This window comes from Acinetobacter sp. YH12134 (genome assembly GCF_013418555.1).
Classification (GTDB): Bacteria; Pseudomonadota; Gammaproteobacteria; order Pseudomonadales; family Moraxellaceae; genus Acinetobacter; species Acinetobacter indicus.
Genome location: NZ_VPBT01000001.1, coordinates 78,879 through 100,506, shown reverse-complemented (window position 1 = coordinate 100,506; position 21,628 = coordinate 78,879). Strand labels below are relative to the sequence as shown.

Here is a 21,628-nt window from a genome sequence, read left to right as displayed (position 1 = left end):
ACTTATTGGATCTCCACATTTTCGAGTTGAGTGCTTACCTGTTCGGTCACTTCAACTAGCTCTTGAACTGGAATGTAGCTGTTTGCTAACCACGCCATGCTTGAATTGGAAATATCAAGGAAGCTTTGTGGATACAGACCAAGCCATAACAGACCAACGGCACAAATTAACAGAATCACAATTTCACGCGCATCCAGATCTTTTAACGGATTGCTGTAATGCTGTTTTTGCTCTTCGTTTGGTGTACCAAATAAAGCTTTGTGAATCAGGATCAGACCGTAAAGACCTGCAAACACCAGACTCACTGCAGCAATGATTGTAAATACAGGGAACTGGTTGAATGAACCCATCAGAATCAGGAATTCACCAATAAAGTTACCCAGACCCGGGATACCGACCAATGCTGCCACGAAGAACATCAGGAAGAAGGCCAGATACGGGAATTGACCACGAATACCACCCATCAGACGCATGTCACGGGTATGCACACGTTCATAGACCTGACCACACATAATGAACAATGCAGCAGATGACAAGCCATGTGCCAGCATCATGATCATTAAGCCTTGGTAAGTCAGGATATTACCTGCGTAAATCGCCAGTAACACAAAGCCCATGTGCGAAATAGAGGTATAAGCCAACAGGCGTTTCATATCGGTTTGCTGGAAGGCACACCAAGCGCCGTAGAAAATACCAATTAAACCGAAAATAATCGCGATGTCTGCAAACTGTGCAGAAGCCGCCGGGAAGAATGGAATCACAAAACGGAGTAAACCGTACGCTGCAGTCTTAATCAAGATACCTGCAAGGTCAACAGAACCTGCTGTTGGTGCCTGTGCGTGGGCATCTGGTAACCAGCCGTGTAACGGGAAAACTGGAAGTTTTACCGCAAAGCCGATGAACATACAGATCATGAAGGCATAAGCCACTGCCGGTAACTGTGCATCAAGTGTATTCGCCACCGCTAACAGATAGTGGTAGTTGAACGAGATGGTACCTGACAGCATGTAACCGTAAATCACCAGCCCCAGGATACCGATCAGCATGATCAGACCTGCAACCTGTGTATAGATGAAGAACTTGGTTGCTGCGTAAACACGCGATTTACCATCTGCCCCTTTATGCCCCCAAAGCGCAATCAGGAAGTAGATTGGAACCAGCATCATCTCCCAGAAGAAGAAGAACAGGAACAGGTCAATCGCCAGGAATACACCAATTACGCCACCTAAAGACCATAACAGGTTCAGGTGGAAGAAGCCCACGTTCTTCTGGATTTCACCCCAAGAACAGCCGACGGCCAAAATACCCAGCAGCGCTGTCAGGCCAACCATGAGTAATGATAAGCCATCTACCGCCAGGTGAATGTTAATGCCCAGGGTTTGAATCCAAGGCAACTGGAATTGGGCAGCCCAGCTTGGAACCTGTGCACCCAATTCATATTGATACGTACCTGATTGCCATAACGCCAGGGTCAGACCCAGCGTTACCAGCATACCCACCAGCGCAATATAGCGCGGCAGTTTGTCGTCGAGCTTGTCGACGATCCAACAAATAAAACCTGCAATGAACGGAACGAGGATCAGTGCGGGTAAAATGATATTGTTTGGAGCTTCCATCTTATTTCCCCACGACCTGAGTCACGACCACGACCAGCAGTAAAACAACAACACCGAGGGCCATACTAGAGGCGTATTCGCGCAATGAACCGGTTTGACGTGAACTGGTAAAGCTGTTGCCTGCTTTAACAATTGCAGGAAGCACCAGCCACAAGCCATCAATCGGATCGCGACCTAAAATTTTAGCGATAAGCAGGTAAGGCTTCACGAATACGATGTCATACAACGCATCGAAACCAAGTGCATTACGGCAGATATTGGCCAGACCTGAACCCAGAGAAGTCTGAGCAAAGCCTTTCACGGCATTGTAAGCAAACGCAAACAGCACCACGCCAACAGCAAGACCTGCCAAAGCAACCCCAATCGCGATGTATTCAGCACCATGTGCACCGGCTTCAAGCGCTTCAGGAATAATGAAGGCTGGAATTTGTGCAGCATCCAGAATACTCATGACTGGTGCTTTCAGCACAATCGCCAGACCCGTTGAAAGCACTGCCAGAATTGCCAGTGGAGCCCAGTAAGTAATGCCTTTGATTTCATGATAAGGCGTGTTTTCTTTGCCGAAGAATACTACCCAGATTAAACGGAAAGTATAAATCGACGTTAAGAACGCACCTGCAACACCCACCCAATACAGTGTATTGAAGACTGGTACGCCAGCTAAATGGCTTTGTGTCCACACCGCGGCCAGAATCGCATCTTTAGAGAAGAAGCCGATGGTCAGGAATGGAATGGCTGCCAAGGCACCGCCACCAATCGCGAAACATGCAAACAGGAATTTGTTCTTGTAGAACAGACCACCCATCTTGAAGATGTTTTGTTCATGATGGTAAGCCAGAATCACCGCACCTGAAGACAAGAATAATAATGCCTTGAAGAATGCGTGAGTCAGCATGTGGAACAGACCTGCCTGGTACGCTTCAGCACCTACGGCCATAAACATATAACCGAGCTGACTCATGGTTGAGTAAGCCAGAATACGTTTGATGTCGGTTTGAACCAGCGCTGCAAAACCAGCCACCAGCAAGGTTACCGCACCGGTAATAGAAATGAAGATCATCACTTCTGGTGCAAGTTCAAATACGCTGAACATACGGCAGCATAGATAAACACCCGCAGTCACCATGGTTGCCGCGTGGATTAACGCAGATACTGGCGTCGGACCTGCCATCGCATCTGCCAACCAGGTTTGTAACGGGATTTGCGCAGATTTACCGGCAGCACCCAGGAACAACATTAAGGCTGTCCAGATGGTAATTGATGAGCTTTGGGTCATAACCGCAGCAGCATTCTCAACGATGTACTGTGTATTCAGGGTACCGAACTGTTGGTACAGTAAGAACAGTGCAATCAGCAGGAATACGTCACCCACACGCGTTACGGTAAATGCTTTAATGGCAGCAAAACCGTTGGCCGGGTTCTGGTAGTAATAACCGATTAACAGGTAAGAACACAGACCTACACCTTCCCAACCCAAGAACAATAACGCCAGGTTATCGCCCAGTACCAGCAGTAACATGCTGGCTACGAACAGGTTGAAGTAAGAGAAGAAACGTGCAAAGTCTTCCTCACCACGCATATACCAAGATGCGAAGATATGAATCAGGAAACCAACACCGGTAATCATGCCCATCATCAGCAACGATAAGCCGTCAAGCTGCAAGCTGATGCCTGGGGCAAAATCACCCACGCTAAACCACGTCCACAAATGCTGAACGTAAAGTTCTTTACCGTTATTGACAAAGTCAAGGCCGGCAATCAGGGCAAATAATGCCGATAGACCAACTGCCCCTACCCCGATAATCGCCGCAACTTTCTCAGGAAGATTGTGACGCCCTGCCGCTAATAAAATAAAACCGATTAGCGGGAACAAAATTGTTAAATATAAATAACTCATCCGCGCATCTCACTAGCAGCATCCACATCCAGGTGATGGAAGCGATGATAGAACTGAAGGACGATCGCAAGACCGATACACGCCTCTGCCGCAGCCAGCGTCAGAATCAAGATGAACATGATCTGGCCATCTGGTTGTACCCAGGCACTACCCGCCAGAACGAACGCAAGTGCTGCTGCGTTCATCATGATTTCAAGGCTCATTAAAATGAATAACAGGTTGCGTCGCACCATTACACCGTAAAAACCCAGTGCAAAAAGAATGGTTGCAACGATCAAACCATGTTCTAAAGGGATGTTGCCCATTATTGTTTTTCCTCTTCTGCACCTGGTTCACGTTTACCTAAGTGGAATGCTGCAACCAGGGCTGCTAGCAATAACATCGCGGCAACTTCAACCAATAATAAATAGTGAGTAAAGAGTGCTTGACCGACTTCTTTAGGACCAACAATTTCGGTTCCCATGACAGCTGGCGTGCTGGAGTAATCAGATGCAAGCATCCATACCAGAACCAGACCCATCAAGAAGCTCATTAATGCTGGATATGCCCATGCAGATGAGTTGAGCCATTTGCTCTCTTGTTCAACAGTTTGCTGACCCAAGTTCAACATCATCACCACGAACACGAATAACACCATGATCGCGCCGGCATACACAATAATTTCCAGGGCACCGGCAAACGGTGCACCCACAATCATGAACATCCCTGCAACAGCAAGTAATGACACGATCAAGCTCAGTAACGCATGTACTGGGTTCGTGTTGGTGACAACACGAACAGTAGAGATAATGGCCACGAGTGCCATCAAATAAAACGGCCACATCATGGTAATAGACTCCGTACATCAACAGGTGCACTTTCTTTTTGTGCTTGACCTTTGTCTTTACCTGTAACTGCCATACCGGTTACACGGTAGAAGTTATAGTCAGGATATTTACCCGGACCTGAAATCAGCAAATGTTCTTTTTCATAGACCAGGTCCTGACGAACATATTCACCCAATTCAAAGTCTGGTGTCAGCTGAATTGCAGTTGTCGGGCAGGCTTCTTCACACATACCGCAGAAGATACAGCGAGAGAAGTTGATACGGAAAAATTCCGGATACCAACGACCATCTTCCTGCTCTGCTTTTTGCAGTGAAATACAACCCACTGGACATGCAACGGCACACAGGTTACAGGCAACGCAGCGCTCTTCGCCATCTGGGTCACGTGTAAGCACGATACGACCACGGAAACGCGGTGGTACGATTTCTTCGGCTGGCACTTCCGGATATAAAATGGTGTCACGTTTGCGGGTTGCGTGGCTGAACACCATCCACAACGAGCGCACGATTGACCCAAATCCAGCTAGAAACTTATACATTTTGTTCTCCCTGCCCTTACCACAAGATAACCGCGCCAGTAACCAGCAGGTTCACCAACGCTAATGGCAAGCAAATTTTCCAGCCAAAGTTCATTACCTGGTCATAACGTGGACGCATTAAAGAACCACGTGCCAGAACGAACATCATTACAAAGAATGCTGTTTTGATAATGAACCAGAATGCTGGAGGTAAGAAATCAAGTCCGAATGGCGCTAACCAGCCACCGAAGAATAACGTCACGATCAGCGCAGAGATCAGCACCACGTTGACGTATTCCGCAACGAAGAACATCCCCCATTTCATACCGCCGTATTCGACGTGATAACCTTCTGCCAATTCCTGTTCTGCTTCTGGTTGGTCAAACGGGTGACGGTGCGTTACCGCAACACCTGCAACCACGAAAATCAGGAAGCCCAAGAACTGCGGAATTACAAACCAGACATCTTGTTGTGCTTCTACAATTTCACGCATGTTGAATGAGCCGGCAATTGCCACCACACCCATCAGGGAAATACCCAGGAACACTTCATAAGAAATGGTTTGCGCTGCAGAACGTAGACCACCCAGCAATGCATATTTGTTATTTGATGACCAGCCACCAAACAGAACCGCATAGACTGCAATACCCGCCATTGCCATAAAGAACAGCAGGCCGATGCTCATGTCTGCCACACCTAAATACGGTGATACAGGAATAACCATGAACGACAGTACCGCAGTTGCCATTGCAACTGCAGGTGCCATACGGAAAGTCAGCTTGTCAGCGAATTTTGGTGTCCAGTCTTCTTTGAACATGATTTTCAGCATGTCGGCGACAATCTGGAACATACCGCCCGGACCTACACGGTTCGGACCGTAACGGTCTTGCCATAAACCGAGCAGACGACGCTCGATAAATGACATTAATGCTGCAACCAGTACCACAACCAGCAAGATCACAATCGCTTGAATGACTGAATAGGCAATTGGCCAGTTCTCAGCCCAAAGCGGTGTTTGACGCATTAATTCTTGTTCCATGAATTATACTCCTACCGCGACTGACACAGGCTCAGCAAGAGATACCGTCGGTGCTAGACCAATTGGGTAACCAATATAACCTGTAGGTAAATATTCAATCACTTGAACTGGAAGAACAATTGAAGTCTCGCCTGCTTTCACAGTGATCTTCTGACCATCTTTCAGGTTCAAACGGCTTGCATCCTGTTCACCCACAGCAAACATGGCTTCAGGAATACGTGATTCCATCGCTGGTGTTTTAATGGTGAATTCACCTGACGCAAAAATATGATGCATTGGCACCAAACGGAAGCTGTCCGGATTGGCCAATACAGGGCTTGGTGCTACGAAGCTACGTGCTGGACGTTTTGGTAAACGGTCGAATAAACGTACGCCTGAATCACCACCTTTTAAGTGACCGCCCACGTTGTCCTGGAATTTGTTCCAGGCCTGTGGCGAGTTCCAGCCTGCAGACCACGCAAATGGCACCAGTGCAGATGGCGTCTGATTACCGACATAACCTTCCATCGAGAAAGTTAATGCAGAATCGACATCGGTCGGCTGTTTTGGTTCGTGAATCGAAAGCGGTGCACGAATGGCAGTACGGCCTGAGTAACGACGTGGTTCACGTGCCACTTTCAGACCATGGACACGGAAGCCCGCATTTGGTGCAACGTCTAAAATACCTTCTAATGCCGGTACGTTTTTCGCTACAGACTCGATCACATCATCCAGCAAGGTCCATGAAATCGCTTTACCTTTCATGCCAGTTTCAAGGGCATGTAACCAGCGCCAAGATTCTTTAATCGCCAGTTCCGGCTTGTAGTAGCTTGGGTCATACACTTGATAGAAACGCTGTGCACGGCCTTCTTGCGATACCACAGTACCATCACCTTCAGCGAAGCTTGCTGCTGAAAGTACGATGTCTGCTTTCGCCACAGTCGCAGTTTCAGAGTGGTCCAGCACAATAATGTCTTTACCTGCAAGTGCAGCATCGACCTGAGCCGCTGGTAAACGACGGTAAAGGTCATTTTCCACCACAATCACAGTGTCATAGTCTTGTGCAAAGGCTTGCTCCAAGCTCTGACCACCAAAGATCGCCAAGCCCATTGAGTTCACTTCAGGAACAGTCAATGTTAAGCCTGCATTACCCAGATTCTGCGCCACTTGTGCAGCAGCTTCCATGATGGCAGCGTCTTGTAAGCTTGTACCAGAGATGATTAAAGGCTTCTTCGCCGCTTTTAAGGTATCTGCGATGGTTTGCGCAAATGCTTTGGCATCGTCATCTAAACCGGTAATCACTTCGCCTTTTACGCCAGCGGCAATGGCAAAGCCTAAACGCGCGATGTCATTTGGAGATGCAACCACTTCACCAGTTGCCACGTCAGCAAGACGGGTTTGAGTTGCAGCCAGAATGTAAATCGGAGATTTTGCATCTTGCGCAATACGTTGTACCGGTTCAGCCAGCCATTCTTGAGTACGACGCTCTGCCGCCATTTCTTTGGCTTTGTTTTTCGCTGCTTGACGAACAGATAAAGCCATACGTGGTGCAGTTTGTGTCAGATCTTCACCCAGAATTAACACGGCGTCATAGCTTTCAATTTCACGCATGCCCGGGTTGTAAACACCTTCGGTTTGCATGATTGATGCCGCCAGTTCCACCAGACTTTGCTCTTTTTGCGACATACCGGTTGAGTAGTTGTCCTGACCAACCAGTTCGCGCAGTGCAAAGTTCGATTCAAGCGAGGCACGTGGTGAGCCAATACCCAGCACTTTTTTGCCTTGAAGATTCTCGATCACGGTGTCTAATGCCTGATCGACAGACACAGTCGTGACATTTTGACCATCACGGAATTGTGGCTGACGCGGACGATCTTCACGGTTCACATAACCGGTACCGAAACGGCCTTTGTCACACAGGAAGTACTGGTTCACTTCACCATTGAAACGGTTTTCTACACGACGCAGTTCACCATAACGCTCACCTGGAGAAATGTTACAGCCTGAAGAACAGCCTTGGCATACGCTAGGCGCATACTGCATGTCCCACTTACGGTTGTAGCGCGCAGAGTGAGTTTTGTCGGTGAATACACCTGTTGGGCAGACTTCAGTCAGGTTACCCGAGAATTCAGATTCTAAAGTCCCTGATTCTGGACGACCAAAGTACACACGTGATGCGTTGGCATATACGCCAAAGTCGGTACCACCAGCATAGTCTTTGTAGTAACGCACACAACGGTAACATGCGATACAGCGGTTCATCTCGTGCGCAATAAACGAACCCAGTTCCTGGTTGTAATGCGTACGCTTGGTGAAACGGTAACGACGACGGTCGTGTTGCGTCATTACAGTCATATCCTGTAAATGACAGTGACCACCTTCTTCACAGACCGGACAGTCGTGTGGGTGGTTGGTCATCAAGAATTCAACAACAGAAGCACGGAAATCTTTTGCTTCTTTGTCTTCAATCGAGATGTAGGTATTGTCAGCAGCAGGCGTCATACATGACATGACCAGACGACCACGCGTATCTTCAGGATTCGCGTATTGCGTCACAGCACATTGACGGCAAGAACCGACAGAACCTAAGGATGGATGCCAACAAAAATATGGGATGTCGATGCCAAGGCTTAAACAAGCTTGCAGCAAGTTTTCTGAGCCGTTGACTTCATACGATTTTCCATCGACATGAATTGTAGCCATAGTCGAATTCCTTAAGCTTGTTCTACGTTGCTGGTCTGAGCTGCGGCATTCACCACTTTCGCTTCAAACTCGCCACGGAAATATTTGAGTGCGCCCATTAACGGTTCCATCGCACCTGGTGCGTGTGCACAGAAAGTTTTACCAATCCAAAGCTTACGGGTCAGTTCCTGTAAGTGATCGATGTCTTCTTTCGTACCCGTACCATCTTCGAGTGCTTTCAGTGCTTTCACCGCCCACGGTAAACCATCACGGCAAGGTGTACACCAGCCACATGATTCACGCGCAAAGAATTCTTCTAAGTTACGGGTTGCTGAAACCATACATTGGGTTTCATCGACTACCATCAGCAGACAGGTACCTAAACGTGAACCCGCTTTCATGATGCTTTCTGCATCCATTGGCAGGTCAATGTGCTCAGCAGCCAGGAAGTCTGTTGATGCACCACCTGGTAACCATGCTTTCAGCTTCAGGCCGTCACGCATACCACCGGCATGTTCTTCAATCACTTCACGTGCAGTGGTACCAAAAGGCAGTTCCCAAAGACCCGGGAATTTCACCTTACCTGATGCACCGTAAATTTTCGTACCTGGATCTTTAGATTTACCCGCAGACAGGTTGATGTACCACTCAGGACCACGTAACAAAATGGCTGGCAAGTTGTTGTAGGTTTCTACGTTGTTGACAATCGTAGGACGACCCCACGCCCCTGCAACTTGCGGGAATGGTGGTTTGGTACGCGGATTGGCACGGCGACCTTCCAGCGAGTTAATCAGTGCGGTTTCTTCACCACAGATATAACGGCCAGCACCAGTGTGCACATACAGCTCGAAGTTCCAGCCAGAACCCAGGATGTTGTCGCCCAGGTAACCTTTGGCACGAATCTGCTCAATTGCTTCATTTAAGTATTGTGCAGCTTCGATGTACTCGCCACGGATAAAGATATAACCGTGAGTCGCTTCCAGTGTATAAGCTGCAATCAGCATGCCTTCAATCAATTGATGTGGAAGTTTTTCCATCAACAAACGGTCTTTGAAGGTACCCGGTTCCATTTCATCAGCATTACAGATCAGGTAACGTGGACCTGAATTGTCGTTTGGCGCCATCAGCGACCATTTGATGCCCGCCGGGAAGCCTGCACCACCACGACCTTTAACGGTTGCAGCTTTCACCACATCCAGCACTTCAGCCGGTGTCATGCTAATGGCTTTTTTGAAGCCGGCATAACCATCAAGCGCTTCGTAATCATCTGCATGACGAACATGCTCTTGTTTACTCAAACGCCAAGTTAATGGATGAGTTTCTGGGTTACCGTCGCCATAAATTGGTTTTGGTTCGGTATTCATACATACTTCTCCAATAACTGTTTAATTGATGTCACTTCAACCAGACCGTGAGTATCTTCATCAATCATTAACGTTGGACCTTTGTCACAGTTGCCCAGACAGCAGATTGGCAGCAAAGTGAAACGACCATCTGCAGTCGTTTGACCAAACTGAATACCAAGCTCGCGCTGGAACGCTTCTGCCAAAGTTTCCGCCCCCATCAAGAAGCACGCGATAGAGTCACACAAAAGAATAACGTGACGACCTACCGGTTGACGGTAAATACGGTTATAGAACGTTGCTACCCCTTCTAAATCAGCAACACTGATTGAAAGCAGTTGAGCAATCGCATTGAGCTGTGCGTCATCAATCCAGCCATTACGGCGTTGTACACACTTCAGCGCATCCAGAGATGCTGCACGTGGGTACGGATAGTGACCAATGTGATGTTCGATTTCGTGGATTTCATCCGCAGTTAAAATCCCTTCAACATTCACACGTGGCTTTTTATCAGTCAAAATCATCATAATGCGTTTACCCCTTAGCGATCCACGTCAGCCATTACGACATCAATTGTCGCTAAATAAATAATCAAGTCAGAGACCAGACTGCCGTTAATCACCGAAGGAATTTGCTGTAAGTGCGTGAAGGTTGGTGTACGGATACGGGTACGATAACTCATGGTTGACTTGTCTGAAGTCAAGTAGTAGTTCGACGCCCCTTTCACCACTTCTGCCATTACAGATGCTTCACCTGCCGGCATGACAGGCCCCCAAGACACGCTCAAGAAGTGCGTAATCAGGGTTTCAATATCTTGTAATGTCTTGTCTTTTGGTGGTGGAACAGCCAGAGGATGATCCGCTTTATATGGACCAGATGGCATGTTATCCAAGCACTGCTTTATGATTTTTAAAGACTGTTCGATTTCGCGGTAGTGAACGATGACACGCGCATAGGCATCACCTTCGTACTCCACCGGCACTTCGAAGTCATAGTTTTCATAGCCGCTGTATGGACGGTATTTACGTACGTCAAAGTCGATACCTGTTGCACGTAAACCGGTACCTGTCACACCCCAGGCCAATGCAGATTTTGCATCGTACTGCGCTACATTGCGGGTACGGCCTTCAAACACCGAGTTTTTCAGCGCTGCAGTATGGTATTCCTTCAGACGCTTTGGCATCCACTCCAGAATCTCGCGGATCAGGTGCTGCCAGTTGTTTGGAAGGTCATGCGCGGTACCGCCAATACGGAACCAGGCTGGGTGCATACGGTAACCGGTGATCGCTTCAATCGCGTCATAAATCTTCTGACGGTCGGCGAACATATAGAATACTGGGGTCATACCGCCGGCATCCTGAATTGCTGTACCGATATAAAGCAAGTGGTTATTGATACGGAACAGTTCCGACATCATCACACGGATACATTGTGCACGCTCTGGCACCTGAATACCGGCCAGCTGCTCCACACCCATCACATACGGCATGTTTTGCGCACAACCACCGAGGTAGTCGACACGGTCGGTATACGGAATGAATGAGTGCCAGGTTTGACGCTCAGCCATTTTCTCTACACCACGGTGGTGATAGCCGATGTCGGGTACACAGTCTTTTACTTCTTCACCATCCAGCTGCAAGATGACACGGAACGCACCGTGCGCAGATGGGTGGTTAGGACCCAAGTTCAGGAACATGAAGTCTTCGTCTTCGTTACCACGGGTCAGACCCCAGTCTTCCGGTACAAAACGTAAGTGTTCCTGTTCAAAATCCTGCTTGGCCTGGTTCTGCATATACGGGGTATATTCAGTGGCACGTGCAGAATATTCCTTGCGCAGCGGGTGACCTTCCCAATAGGTTGGCAGCAAGATACGACGGAGCATTGGATGCCCTTCGAAGTTAATGCCGAACATATCGTAAGCTTCACGCTCGTACCAGTTGGCATTTGGCCAGATATTGGTCGCAGTCGGAATATTCAGATCGTTCTCATTTAGCGCAACTTTGACACGGATATCGCTGTTACGTTCTAACGACAACAGGTGATAGAACACGGTAAAGTCAGATGCAGGCAATCCGTCGCGGTGCGTACGTAAACGCTCATCTACCGCAGACAGGTCAAACAGCATCACGTATGGACGTGACACTGTACGCAAGAACATCAAGACTTCTTGTACGCGTGCGCGCTCAACCCAGACCGTTGGAAAATCTTCAAAAGTCGTTTGCACATAGAAGTTCTCACCAAATTTGGTTTTGAGCTCTTCTACAATTGCAAATGCTGGGCGGGAATCAACTGCTGTTGATTCTGGCATAGCAATGTCAGTTTCAGCCATTGGCTTGGCTTCCTATTTAATACAAATTCAGTCAACCTAAACGACAACTACACCCATAACGGGTGCACCACGATTTTGTCGCTTAAATTATTTAATTTCATCCATAGAGCGCAGGTTTTTCACCGCAATACGCTGTGCTTGCTTACGGTCACGTTCTGGCATCATCTTTGGCTTATACACTGGCTTAAGATCATCACCAATCACCGCAGACAGCGGACGGCGCTCTAATTGAATTTGGTCTTGCAACAACATTAATGCCTGAATTAAGGCTTCAGGACGTGGTGGGCAACCTGGGATATACACATCGACAGGAATGATTTTATCCACACCTTGTACAACCGAATAAATATCGTACATACCGCCTGAGTTTGCACATGCACCCATTGAGATGACCCATTTTGGCTCAAGCATTTGCTCGTACAAACGCTGGATTACTGGGGCCATTTTCACGAAACAGGTACCGGCGACAATCATGAGGTCGGCCTGACGAGGTGAAGCACGAATAACCTCGGCACCAAAACGTGACAAGTCATGCACGCCGGTTAAAGTCGTTGCATACTCTACGTAGCAGCAAGATGTACCAAAGTTAAACGGCCAAACTGAGTTCTTACGCCCCCAGTTTACTGCTGTATGTGCCAAGTCTTCTAAACGAGTCATGAACACATTTTTATTCACTTCTTCTTCAAGCGGATCTGTAACGATCTGGCGCTCCTGAAGTGGATATTGATCAGCATCCGGATTCGCACGGGTTAAGGTATATTTCATCCCGAGTTACTCCTTATCAGATGATATAGCCTGTGATTTTTTCACATGACCAGCAGATTGAGCAGGAATTTGACCAGTAGGGTCGATTACCAGCTCTTCAATTGAGTTAAAGCGGGTAATTTCTGCAAGATCCATATTTGGTGAACCGATTTTAGGTTTAATCCCTGCAGCTTTACGTTTGTCAGATGGAGCCCAGTTCAGTGCACCGGTTGACAGTTCGTAAATCAAACCAACGAGTAAAACTAAAATAAATACAGCAGCAGTTGCAAAACCAACCCAGCCTACTTCACGAACAGAAGCTGCCCATGCGTAGAGATAGAGGGCTTCTAAGTCGAACACAACGAAGAAAATCGCAACTAAATAGAACTTGGCAGACAAGCGAATGCGTGCACCACCTGCACTCACAACACCTGACTCAAACTGCTCCTGCTTGGCACGGCCCCATGATTTACCCCCTAGGAGTAACGGGACAGTGAGCATAAAGACGCATAAAAATGTAACGCCGATCACGAAGGCAATAATTGCCCATTCGTATGGAGTAATGGCACTCATGCGGGGATAACTCCTGGCAGGCCTATTTATTAACAAAGAATGTATGTATTGGCCTTCAAATACACCAAACACAAAATTAATCCCGCCAATTGTACCTGATTTATGATTTCACTTGCTAGCTTATAAGCCTTAGTCTTTCGGATGATTTTTCCGCGAAACAAATGCCAGAGCACCATTCTGTTGTGCCCCTACAGGCCATAATCGCTTTACTAAATCAAGATGTGTTTATTTATTAATTTTTCCAAAATTTTGCATGAGTCGCTGCTATTGATCACTAAATTTGCAATGGCCAATCCTGCCAGCCGTATTCGGCTTCATTTACACCGAATTGAAATGATGATCCTATTCTGCGCCTGAACGCCGGCGTGATTTGTATATTTTTGCAATTTAAAGCGCTTAAGGCTTCATCAATCTGAAGGCTTATGGTATTCCTAAGAAGAACTATAAATTTCAATAATAAGGAGTACATACATGAGCTTAAAATTTACCCATCATCCTGAGTACTTTCTCTTTGCCCAGCTAATTATGCGTCATATTGAAAATTATATTGAGAAACATCCAGACGCAAACAATGCCATTTTCGATTTACGAGATATTTACGAGCTGTTCCGTCAGGACAAAGCTTCAGCCAGCATTAACCTCGATGGTATTTTAAATATTGCCGATGAATACACGGTGGATACCCTGGACGGTGACCAGAAACTGATTAGCCGCTACAGTATTGATGCCAAAGACAATAAGCTGCTGTTTGACTTTAATCAAGCTGCGCTAGAAGGCCTTAAGAAAGGCAAAGCCCTGATTGCTCCGGATGCCAAAATCCAGGAATAAAACAAAAAAGCGTGTTTTGACAACACGCTTTTTTAATTAACTTTTACGTTGCCATAAAAATTGTGAAATGGCTCTTAATGCAGCGGCATCTTCAGCAAAATAGTCTAGTGCCTGCAGGGCCTGATCATGCAAATCTGTGGCATAAGCCTGTGCCTGCTCTAGTCCCATCAATGCCGGATAGGTCGATTTCTCCACCTGTTCATCCTTCCCGGCAGTTTTTCCTAACACTTCAGTATCAGAAATAATATCCAGAATATCATCCTGGACCTGGAAGGCCAGACCAATCACCTGCCCATATTCGCGCAGTTGTGGAATCGCGCGATCGGTACCCTCAAAAATCGCTACTGCGGCCATCATAATCGCCGCAGAAATTAAAGCACCGGTTTTATTGCGATGAATCGTTTCTAACGCAGCCTGATCGACCTGCTTGCCTTCGGCCTGCAAATCCAGCACCTGTCCGCACACCATCTTGGAAGACGCGGTCGCCAGAATCTGCATCTGCTTTAGCACAATTGCCGCATCTACCGCCGCCCCTTGATCAAACAGACGGCTGCCCAATACCTCAAAGGCCATTGACTGTAAAATATCGCCAGCCAACAGTGCCGTATCTTCACCAAAAGCAGCATGACAGGTCGGCTGGCCACGGCGCAGCAAATCATTGTCCATACAAGGCAAATCATCATGCGCCAGCGAATAGCAGTGAATCAGCTCAATCGCCACCGCAGCACGGCGTACTGCCGCCATATTGGTATTCGGTTTTAAGGCTGCTGTGGCATAACACAAGGCTGGACGCACACGTTTTCCACCCAGCATCACCGCATGATAGACCGCCCCTTTTAAAGGCTCAGGAATGGCAAAAGCGTCTAAGGCCGTCAATAAATCTTGTTGGATACGTTGTTGCGCTTCAGTCAACACGGTTACAGGGACGTCAGTGAGAGATGACACATTTGCCTCGAATTGGTTGTTCTATAAGATTGTTAGCCGTCACTGGCCAACCCCCTGTCCGCATTGTACCTCTAATTTAAGTTTTTTTAAGCCTTAACTACAGACAAGCGGATATTTCAGTTTTTAAACTCTAACCTTAATTCAATAAAAAAACGCCCCTATTGAACATAGAGGCGAATTCATTAATTCAGGCAAGATTAAAGTCAGTGTTATTCCAGCACCTCGGCCGGTACACGTACCCAGCCTTCCATCAGCACCCGCGCACTACGGCTCATCACCGCTTTTTTCACCTGCCACTGACCGTTTTCCTGTACTGCTTGCGCGCCAACGCGTAAAGTCCCGGAAGGATGACCAAAACGCACCGCTTCACGCTCGCCACCACCAGCAGCCAGATTGACCAATGTCCCCGGCACAGCAGCAGCTGTCCCAATGGCTACCGCAGCGGTGCCCATCATGGCATGGTGCAGTTTCCCCATCGACAAGGCACGCACCAGTAAATCGACATCTTCAGCCTGAATATTTTTGCCACTCGATGCAGTATAGCTCTGTGGGCGCGCGACAAAAGCAATTTTTGGAGTATGCTGACGTTTTGCCGCTTCCGCTACATCGTCAATTAGCCCCATCTGCTTGGCCCCATAAGCCCGGATTTTTTCAAAACGCGCTAACGCCTCTGGATTACTATTAATATCATCCTGCAATTCAGTACCGCTATAGCCAATGTCATCGGCATTTAAAAAGATGGTCGGAATACCGGCATTAATAAAGGTCGCCTGAAAAGTCCCAACATCCGGCACCACAAAGGTATCCACCACATTGCCAGTCGGGAACATGGCCCCGCCCTCTTCGCCATCATCGGCCGGATCTAAAAATTCAATTTGCACTTCTGCTGCCGGAAAAGTCACACCATCCAGCTCAAAATCACCGGTTTCCTGGACCTGGCCATCGGTGATTGGCACGTGTGCGATAATGGTTTTCTGAATATTTTTCTGCCAGATACGCACGGTGCACAGACCATTTTCTGGAATTTTATCGGCATCCACCAAGCCCTGACTGATAGCAAAGGCCCCCACCGCCGCAGTCAGGTTGCCACAGTTACCACTCCAGTCCACAAAAGGCTGATCAATTGCCACCTGACCAAATAGATAATCGACATCATGCTCTGGCTGGCTGCTTTTGGCCAGAATCACGGTTTTACTGGTACTGGAAGTGGCGCCGCCCATGCCATCAATCTGCTTGCCATAAGGGTCCGGGCTGCCAATGACCCGCAGCAGCAACTGATCACGAATTTTTCCAGGCACTTGCGCTTCGACTGGTAAGTCATCCAATTTGAAAAAGACACCTTTACTGGTACCGCCACGCATATAGGTGGCCGCAATTTTAATTTGTGGAGCGCAGCGCATTCTTATCTAATCCTTTGATTTTTCGTTGTATTACATAATCTCAAGCAAGGTTTTTTGCTTGCTTTAAATCATAACGTCTTTTACTTAAAAAATCAGGCAAACTGGACTTAAGTATAAAATTCACCCAAATCTTTGGCTGTGCACTTGAAATTTTCAGGCCTAAAAAAAATATAGCTAATAAAATTAATATCTTGATTCAATTATTGTTTCAACAAAATGACCATTTTCGATTTTATGAGCTGTTCTGAAGCGACTGGTGATCTACTAGGCTAATTTGCAACTATCTATTACAATCGAGCCACTTATTATACATTGTCGGGCTGAACACTTTGAACAACGAGTCTTCTCAACTTCAGCGTGGCTTAAAGAACCGTCATATCCAACTCATCGCCATGGGCGGCGCGATTGGTACTGGCTTATTCTTAGGTTCCGCTCAAGTCATCCAATCCGCAGGTCCCTCTATTATTTTAGGCTATGCGATTGGGGGTTTGATTGCATTTTTAATTATGCGCCAACTGGGCGAAATGATTGTTCATGAACCGGTTGCAGGTTCTTTCAGCCATTTTGCTTATCGCTATTGGGGGAAATTCCCTGGCTTCCTGGCCGGCTGGAATTACTGGATTTTATATATTCTGGTTGCCATGACCGAACTGACCGCCGTCGCCAAATATATTAACTACTGGTGGCCGCATATTCCAGCCTGGTCCTCAGTCCTGTTCTTCTTTATTGTCATTACCCTGATCAACCTCGGCAATGTGAAATTTTATGGGGAATCAGAATTCTGGCTGGCAATTATTAAAGTGGTCGCAGTGGTGTCGATGATCATTTTTGGTCTATACCTCCTGTTGACCGCAGATGCCAACTCGACAGCATCTTTTAGCAACCTCTGGAGCCACGGCGGATTCTTCCCGCATGGTTTTGAGGGCTTATTCTTCATGTTAGCCTTCCTTATGTTTGCCTTTGGCGGGATCGAGTTAATTGGTATGGCGGCAGCTGAAGCGCAGGACCCGAAAAAGACTATTCCAAAAGCCATCAATCAGGTGGTGTTCCGTATCCTGATTTTCTATGTCGGTTCATTGACCATTTTACTGTCCTTAGTGCCATGGAATCAGCTGGAACTGGGCGGTCTGGATAAAAGCCCATTCGTGATGATCTTTAGCCAGTTAGGCATTGGCTGGGCGGCACATCTGCTGAACTTTATTATTTTAACGGCGGCGCTGTCGGTTTATAACAGTGGTATGTATGCCAATAGCCGGATGCTGTTCGGTCTGGCCCAACAAGGCAATGCGCCAAAAGTATTCCTGAAAGTGAACAAGCAAGGCGTGCCAATTCCTGCGGTGCTGTTCTCTGCCCTGCTGATTTTTGGCTGTGTATTGTTGAACTACTTTGTACCGGAAGATGCTTTAAGCCACCTGATTTATATTGTGGTCGGTGCCTTGGTACTGAACTGGGCCATGATTACCCTGACTCACCTGAAGTTTATTCAGGCCATGAAAAACTCAGGTCAAACCACCTCTTTCCCTGCACTGTGGTCACCTGTGGGTAACGTGATTGTGCTGCTGTTTATTGCCACCATCCTGTACATTATGTGGACCCAAGGCTTTAGCGAATCGGTGTATATGATTCCGGTCTGGATTGTGCTGATGTGGGGTCTGTTTAAATTGCTAAAACAAAAAAACAGCTAAGTTATTTTTACTGACAAAAGAAAAAGTTATTACTTCGGTAATAACTTTTTTTTCAGCTTTTTTTCAGCTAAATTAAGGGCGTTTTGTGCCCTTAGCTTAACTGGATAGAGCAGTTGCCTCCTAAGCGACCGGCGTGGGTTCGAGTCCCACAGGGCACACACACCATCGTATCTATAAAAAAGGAAGGCGCATCTCCTTCCTTTTTTATCTTCAGCACTTCACCGAGATGAAGCAACTCGCGTAGCTGCCTTGGCGAATTCCCCCACCATTTTAAATCGGCTGTAACTGTGCGCTTAAACGTGCTGCCATCTCTCTTAAATACTGGATTTTTGGATGCTGCATATCCAGCGGCAAATCAGAAGCGGTGCCCAGCACCGAAATCGCATATTCAATTTCATGATGCTGATTTAACACCGGCACACAAATCGCATGAATTCCGGCCAGCAAATCGCCTGCGACCGTGGCCACACCTTCACTTAGAATCTGCTGTTTTAATGTTAAAAATTCATCCCAGTTCTGTGGATAGACCGGTTTTTGCTGTGCCTGATGCTGTTGCCATTCTTTTTCCAGCAAAGGCCGGACCAATGCTTCCGGCATAAATGCAGCATAAGCCCGGCCGGTGGCTGAGTTCAGCATCGGCATAATCGAACCAACCCGGGTAATTACTGATACCGGCTGATTCGGCTCTAACCACTGTACAATCAGTGGGCCTTGCGTCGTCCATTTGCTAATCTGCAAACCACAATCCAGATGCTGGTGCAGTTCATTAATCTGTGCCTGTGCCGCCTGCAGACTGTCACTACGCTGGATACAGCTCAAACCAAAACGATAAGCCTGATCGCCCAGTGCATAACGACCATCTTCCAGCTGCTTGGCATAATTCATACGTACCAGACTGACCATATAACGATGCACCTTGGCCGGATGCATAGCCAGTTTTTCAGATAAATCTTTGAGCATGACCGGATGACGATAGGTCATCAGCGCATCCAGCACGGTTAAACCCACCTCTAAAGATTGCACGCCCACCTGATTCTTTTCTGACATAAGAATTTTACTCTCCTGTAAACACCGAGCATTTTAGCGTGCTGTTCTGATTTATAAATACATCTCTGCAGAATTCTTTTATTTACATTTTTACGATATCCGTAATTTAATTAACTATTGCATAATTAATAAAAATGAGTATGATGAGATTTATGACAAAAATCAAGTGATCCAGATCACTCCCAGATCGAAAACACTGGACCGTTTTCATCGAGATATGCAGGAACCCCCATATGACTCAGCAAGCATTTGTAGACGTTGCAGCACATTCAGATTTCCCGATTCAGAACCTGCCGTATGGCGTATTTAGCGAAAGCCCAATGGGTCAGCGCCGTATTGGTGTGGCCTTAGGTGAATGGGTGGTGGATTTAGCCATGCTGGAAGCGAACGGTTTTCTCAGCATTCAGGCCGGCGAAAGTTATTTTAATCAGCCAACCCTGAATAAATTTATTGAATCAGGTCAACACAACTGGCGCAAAATCCGTCAGGAATTACAAAGCCTGTTGTCTGCTGACAACCCGACATTACGTGACAATGACAGTTTACGTGCGCAGGCTTTCTTCGCTCAGGCAGAAGTGCATATGCATCTGCCGGTACATATTCCGGGCTATACCGATTTCTATTCATCTAAAGAACATGCCACCAATGTCGGCTGCATGTTCCGCGATCCAAAAAATGCGCTATTACCGAACTGGTCAGAATTACCGGTCGGTTATAATGGCCGCGCCAGTTCTGTGGTGGTGAGTGGTACACCGGTGGTACGCCCATCTGGCCAGATCAAGTTACCAAATGCCGAACGTCCAATTTTCTCGGCTTGCCGTAAACTCGATTTTGAACTGGAAACCGGCTTTATTGTTGGCAAACCCAACAAACTGGGTGAACCAATCTCAATTGAGAATGCTTGGGAGCATATTTTTGGCATGGTGCTGTTCAATGACTGGTCAGCACGTGATATCCAGCAATGGGAATATGTGCCTTTAGGGCCGTTTAATGCCAAGACCTTTGCTTCATCCATTTCACCATGGATTGTGACCATGGAGGCGCTGGAACCGTTTAAAACCCGTACCCCGGTGCAAGAGCCACGTCCCCTGGCCTATTTACGTGAAGAACAGGTCGATAACAGCTATGACATCCATTTGTCGGTTGAGCTCAAAGCCGCACAATCGGAACAGAGCGATGTGATCTGCCAGACCAACTTTAAATATATGTACTGGTCGATGGCACAGCAACTGACCCATCACACTGTTTCAGGCTGTAATGTTCAGGTTGGCGATTTAATGGGTTCCGGCACCATTTCTGGTCCAACGCCGGATTCTTATGGCTCCTTGCTGGAACTGACCTGGAACACCAGCAAACCGTTAACTTTGGCCAACGGTCAACAGCGTGGTTTCCTAGAAGATGGCGACACGCTAATCATGAAAGGCTACTGTGAAAAAGATGGCCTGCGCATTGGCTTTGGTGAAGTCAGCGGCACCGTCTTGCCTGCAGTGCAATTTAACTTTGCCACAGATGAAGCGCAGGATGCTGCCCATGAAACTGTATAGTTATTTTCGCAGTTCAGCTGCTTACCGGGTGCGGATTGCGCTGAACTTGAAGGGCTTAAAAGCTGAGATTATTCCGGTACATTTGCTAAACAATGGCGGTGAACAGCATCAGCCTGCCTATCGTCAAATCAACCCAAGCGGCCTGATTCCGGCTTGGGTGGAGGATGATTTTCAGCTGAGCCAGTCGCTGAGCATTCTGGAATATCTGCAAGAAAAATATCCGCAGCCAGCCCTGTTACCGGCCGATCTACAGCAACGCGCCAAAATCCGCGCCTTTTGCCAGAGCATTGCCTGCGATATTCATCCGATTAATAACCTGCGCGTGCTGCAATATTTAAGCGGAACGCTACAACTCAGCGATGAACAGAAAACGGCATGGTATCAGCATTGGGTGACTTTGGGCTTTCAGAGTCTGGAGGCACAATTGACCGATTCCAATGGCCGTTTCTGTTTTGGCGACCAGCCCACTTTTGCAGACTGCTGCCTGATTCCACAGGTCTATAACGCCCAGCGCTTTCATGTCAATTTAACCGACTTTCCAAAAATTGCCGCGATTTATAGCCATTGTCTCACTCTGCCTTCATTTCAACAGGCCGCACCCGAAGCACAGGCAGATGCCGCCTAAGATTCATC

At 47.3% G+C, this 21,628-nt stretch carries 19 protein-coding genes and 1 tRNA gene; 5 read left to right on the top strand and 15 right to left on the bottom strand.

Annotated elements, in window-relative coordinates; all coding sequences use genetic code 11:
- Positions 1-2: 2 nt before the first annotated feature.
- From nuoM to ndhC, 12 genes are all read right to left on the bottom strand, one after another.
- Positions 3-1,616 carry an NADH-quinone oxidoreductase subunit M gene (gene nuoM, locus FTU69_RS00465; protein ID WP_104491474.1) on the bottom strand — a complete coding sequence of 538 codons (1,614 nt, stop codon included), beginning with the start codon at positions 1,614-1,616 and terminating at the stop codon, positions 3-5.
- Between the two features lies 1 nt (position 1,617).
- On the bottom strand, positions 1,618-3,513 hold the full coding sequence (gene nuoL / locus FTU69_RS00460; protein WP_005179621.1) for an NADH-quinone oxidoreductase subunit L: 1,896 nt from the start codon (positions 3,511-3,513) through the stop codon (positions 1,618-1,620).
- Positions 3,510-3,818: an NADH-quinone oxidoreductase subunit NuoK gene (nuoK, locus tag FTU69_RS00455; RefSeq protein ID WP_005179622.1), complete on the bottom strand. Its 309-nt coding sequence runs from the start codon at positions 3,816-3,818 to the stop codon at positions 3,510-3,512. The genes nuoL and nuoK overlap by 4 nt, the downstream gene beginning before the upstream one ends.
- On the bottom strand, positions 3,818-4,336 hold the full coding sequence (nuoJ, locus tag FTU69_RS00450) for an NADH-quinone oxidoreductase subunit J (protein WP_171065113.1): 519 nt from the start codon (positions 4,334-4,336) through the stop codon (positions 3,818-3,820). The genes nuoK and nuoJ overlap by 1 nt, the downstream gene beginning before the upstream one ends.
- Positions 4,336-4,878, bottom strand: coding sequence for an NADH-quinone oxidoreductase subunit NuoI (nuoI, locus tag FTU69_RS00445; RefSeq protein WP_005179629.1), 543 nt, complete (start codon positions 4,876-4,878; stop codon positions 4,336-4,338). The genes nuoJ and nuoI overlap by 1 nt, the downstream gene beginning before the upstream one ends.
- 16 nt (positions 4,879-4,894) lie before the next feature.
- Positions 4,895-5,896, bottom strand: a complete 1,002-nt coding sequence (nuoH, locus tag FTU69_RS00440; RefSeq protein ID WP_005179637.1) for an NADH-quinone oxidoreductase subunit NuoH — start codon at positions 5,894-5,896, stop codon at positions 4,895-4,897.
- Between the two features lie 3 nt (positions 5,897-5,899).
- Positions 5,900-8,578: an NADH-quinone oxidoreductase subunit NuoG gene (gene nuoG, locus FTU69_RS00435; RefSeq protein WP_180103313.1), complete on the bottom strand. Its 2,679-nt coding sequence runs from the start codon at positions 8,576-8,578 to the stop codon at positions 5,900-5,902.
- A gap of 11 nt (positions 8,579-8,589) precedes the next feature.
- A complete protein-coding gene (gene nuoF, locus FTU69_RS00430) occupies positions 8,590-9,921 on the bottom strand; it encodes an NADH-quinone oxidoreductase subunit NuoF (protein ID WP_104499100.1) in 1,332 nt (443 codons plus the stop codon).
- Positions 9,918-10,427: an NADH-quinone oxidoreductase subunit NuoE gene (gene nuoE, locus FTU69_RS00425; protein ID WP_005179645.1), complete on the bottom strand. Its 510-nt coding sequence runs from the start codon at positions 10,425-10,427 to the stop codon at positions 9,918-9,920. Before nuoE ends, nuoF begins: the two co-directional genes overlap by 4 nt.
- A 14-nt stretch (positions 10,428-10,441) precedes the next feature.
- Positions 10,442-12,229 (bottom strand): NADH-quinone oxidoreductase subunit C/D, encoded by a 1,788-nt coding sequence (nuoC, locus tag FTU69_RS00420; protein ID WP_005179647.1) that lies wholly within the window; start codon positions 12,227-12,229, stop codon positions 10,442-10,444.
- A gap of 87 nt (positions 12,230-12,316) precedes the next feature.
- Positions 12,317-12,994, bottom strand: a complete 678-nt coding sequence (locus FTU69_RS00415) for an NADH-quinone oxidoreductase subunit B family protein (RefSeq protein ID WP_005179652.1) — start codon at positions 12,992-12,994, stop codon at positions 12,317-12,319.
- Positions 12,995-13,000: 6 nt separating this feature from the next.
- Entirely contained in the window at positions 13,001-13,546 is a 546-nt protein-coding gene (gene ndhC / locus FTU69_RS00410; protein WP_005179655.1) for an NADH-quinone oxidoreductase subunit A, read from the bottom strand.
- 471 nt (positions 13,547-14,017) lie between these two features.
- Here ndhC and FTU69_RS00405 point away from each other — a divergent pair, with 471 nt between their 5' ends.
- On the top strand, positions 14,018-14,374 hold the full coding sequence (locus FTU69_RS00405) for a hypothetical protein (RefSeq protein ID WP_005179658.1): 357 nt from the start codon (positions 14,018-14,020) through the stop codon (positions 14,372-14,374).
- Between the two features lie 36 nt (positions 14,375-14,410).
- Here the strand turns inward: FTU69_RS00405 and FTU69_RS00400 are convergent, their stop codons facing one another.
- On the bottom strand, positions 14,411-15,319 hold the full coding sequence (locus FTU69_RS00400) for a farnesyl diphosphate synthase (protein WP_104505624.1): 909 nt from the start codon (positions 15,317-15,319) through the stop codon (positions 14,411-14,413).
- A 209-nt stretch (positions 15,320-15,528) separates the two neighbouring features.
- Positions 15,529-16,719: a 2-methylaconitate cis-trans isomerase PrpF gene (prpF, locus tag FTU69_RS00395; RefSeq protein WP_168408405.1), complete on the bottom strand. Its 1,191-nt coding sequence runs from the start codon at positions 16,717-16,719 to the stop codon at positions 15,529-15,531.
- Between the two features lie 329 nt (positions 16,720-17,048).
- Between prpF and FTU69_RS00390 the strand changes: the two genes are divergently transcribed.
- Both FTU69_RS00390 and FTU69_RS00385 read left to right on the top strand, forming a co-directional pair.
- Positions 17,049-18,404 carry an amino acid permease gene (locus FTU69_RS00390; RefSeq protein WP_180103312.1) on the top strand — a complete coding sequence of 452 codons (1,356 nt, stop codon included), beginning with the start codon at positions 17,049-17,051 and terminating at the stop codon, positions 18,402-18,404.
- A gap of 85 nt (positions 18,405-18,489) precedes the next feature.
- Positions 18,490-18,562: transfer RNA gene (locus FTU69_RS00385), tRNA-Arg, on the top strand.
- Between the two features lie 112 nt (positions 18,563-18,674).
- Here the strand turns inward: FTU69_RS00385 and FTU69_RS00380 are convergent.
- Complete coding sequence (locus FTU69_RS00380) at positions 18,675-19,451, bottom strand: IclR family transcriptional regulator (protein WP_180103311.1); 777 nt, start codon at positions 19,449-19,451, stop codon at positions 18,675-18,677.
- Positions 19,452-19,684: 233 nt separating this feature from the next.
- On the opposite strand from FTU69_RS00380, the gene fahA reads away from it, so the two are divergent.
- On the top strand, positions 19,685-20,995 hold the full coding sequence (fahA, locus tag FTU69_RS00375; RefSeq protein WP_180103310.1) for a fumarylacetoacetase: 1,311 nt from the start codon (positions 19,685-19,687) through the stop codon (positions 20,993-20,995).
- Positions 20,982-21,620 carry a maleylacetoacetate isomerase gene (gene maiA, locus FTU69_RS00370; protein ID WP_104490737.1) on the top strand — a complete coding sequence of 213 codons (639 nt, stop codon included), beginning with the start codon at positions 20,982-20,984 and terminating at the stop codon, positions 21,618-21,620. Before fahA ends, maiA begins: the two co-directional genes overlap by 14 nt.
- Positions 21,621-21,628: the final 8 nt, after the last annotated feature.

Bases quoted from the DNA above. Each gene is read 5' to 3' on its own strand.
- nuoM (WP_104491474.1), bottom strand. From the start codon at position 1,616: ATGGAAGCTCCAAACAATATCATTTTACCCGCACTGATCCTCGTTCCG.
- nuoL (WP_005179621.1), bottom strand. From the start codon at position 3,513: ATGAGTTATTTATATTTAACAATTTTGTTCCCGCTAATCGGTTTTATT.
- nuoK (WP_005179622.1), bottom strand. From the start codon at position 3,818: ATGGGCAACATCCCTTTAGAACATGGTTTGATCGTTGCAACCATTCTT.
- nuoJ (WP_171065113.1), bottom strand. From the start codon at position 4,336: ATGTGGCCGTTTTATTTGATGGCACTCGTGGCCATTATCTCTACTGTT.
- nuoI (WP_005179629.1), bottom strand. From the start codon at position 4,878: ATGTATAAGTTTCTAGCTGGATTTGGGTCAATCGTGCGCTCGTTGTGG.
- nuoH (WP_005179637.1), bottom strand. From the start codon at position 5,896: ATGGAACAAGAATTAATGCGTCAAACACCGCTTTGGGCTGAGAACTGG.
- nuoG (WP_180103313.1), bottom strand. From the start codon at position 8,578: ATGGCTACAATTCATGTCGATGGAAAATCGTATGAAGTCAACGGCTCA.
- nuoF (WP_104499100.1), bottom strand. From the start codon at position 9,921: ATGAATACCGAACCAAAACCAATTTATGGCGACGGTAACCCAGAAACT.
- nuoE (WP_005179645.1), bottom strand. From the start codon at position 10,427: ATGATGATTTTGACTGATAAAAAGCCACGTGTGAATGTTGAAGGGATT.
- nuoC (WP_005179647.1), bottom strand. From the start codon at position 12,229: ATGGCTGAAACTGACATTGCTATGCCAGAATCAACAGCAGTTGATTCC.
- FTU69_RS00415 (WP_005179652.1), bottom strand. From the start codon at position 12,994: ATGAAATATACCTTAACCCGTGCGAATCCGGATGCTGATCAATATCCA.
- ndhC (WP_005179655.1), bottom strand. From the start codon at position 13,546: ATGAGTGCCATTACTCCATACGAATGGGCAATTATTGCCTTCGTGATC.
- FTU69_RS00405 (WP_005179658.1), top strand. From the start codon at position 14,018: ATGAGCTTAAAATTTACCCATCATCCTGAGTACTTTCTCTTTGCCCAG.
- prpF (WP_168408405.1), bottom strand. From the start codon at position 16,719: ATGCGCTGCGCTCCACAAATTAAAATTGCGGCCACCTATATGCGTGGC.
- FTU69_RS00380 (WP_180103311.1), bottom strand. From the start codon at position 19,451: ATGTCAGAAAAGAATCAGGTGGGCGTGCAATCTTTAGAGGTGGGTTTA.
- fahA (WP_180103310.1), top strand. From the start codon at position 19,685: ATGACTCAGCAAGCATTTGTAGACGTTGCAGCACATTCAGATTTCCCG.
- maiA (WP_104490737.1), top strand. From the start codon at position 20,982: ATGAAACTGTATAGTTATTTTCGCAGTTCAGCTGCTTACCGGGTGCGG.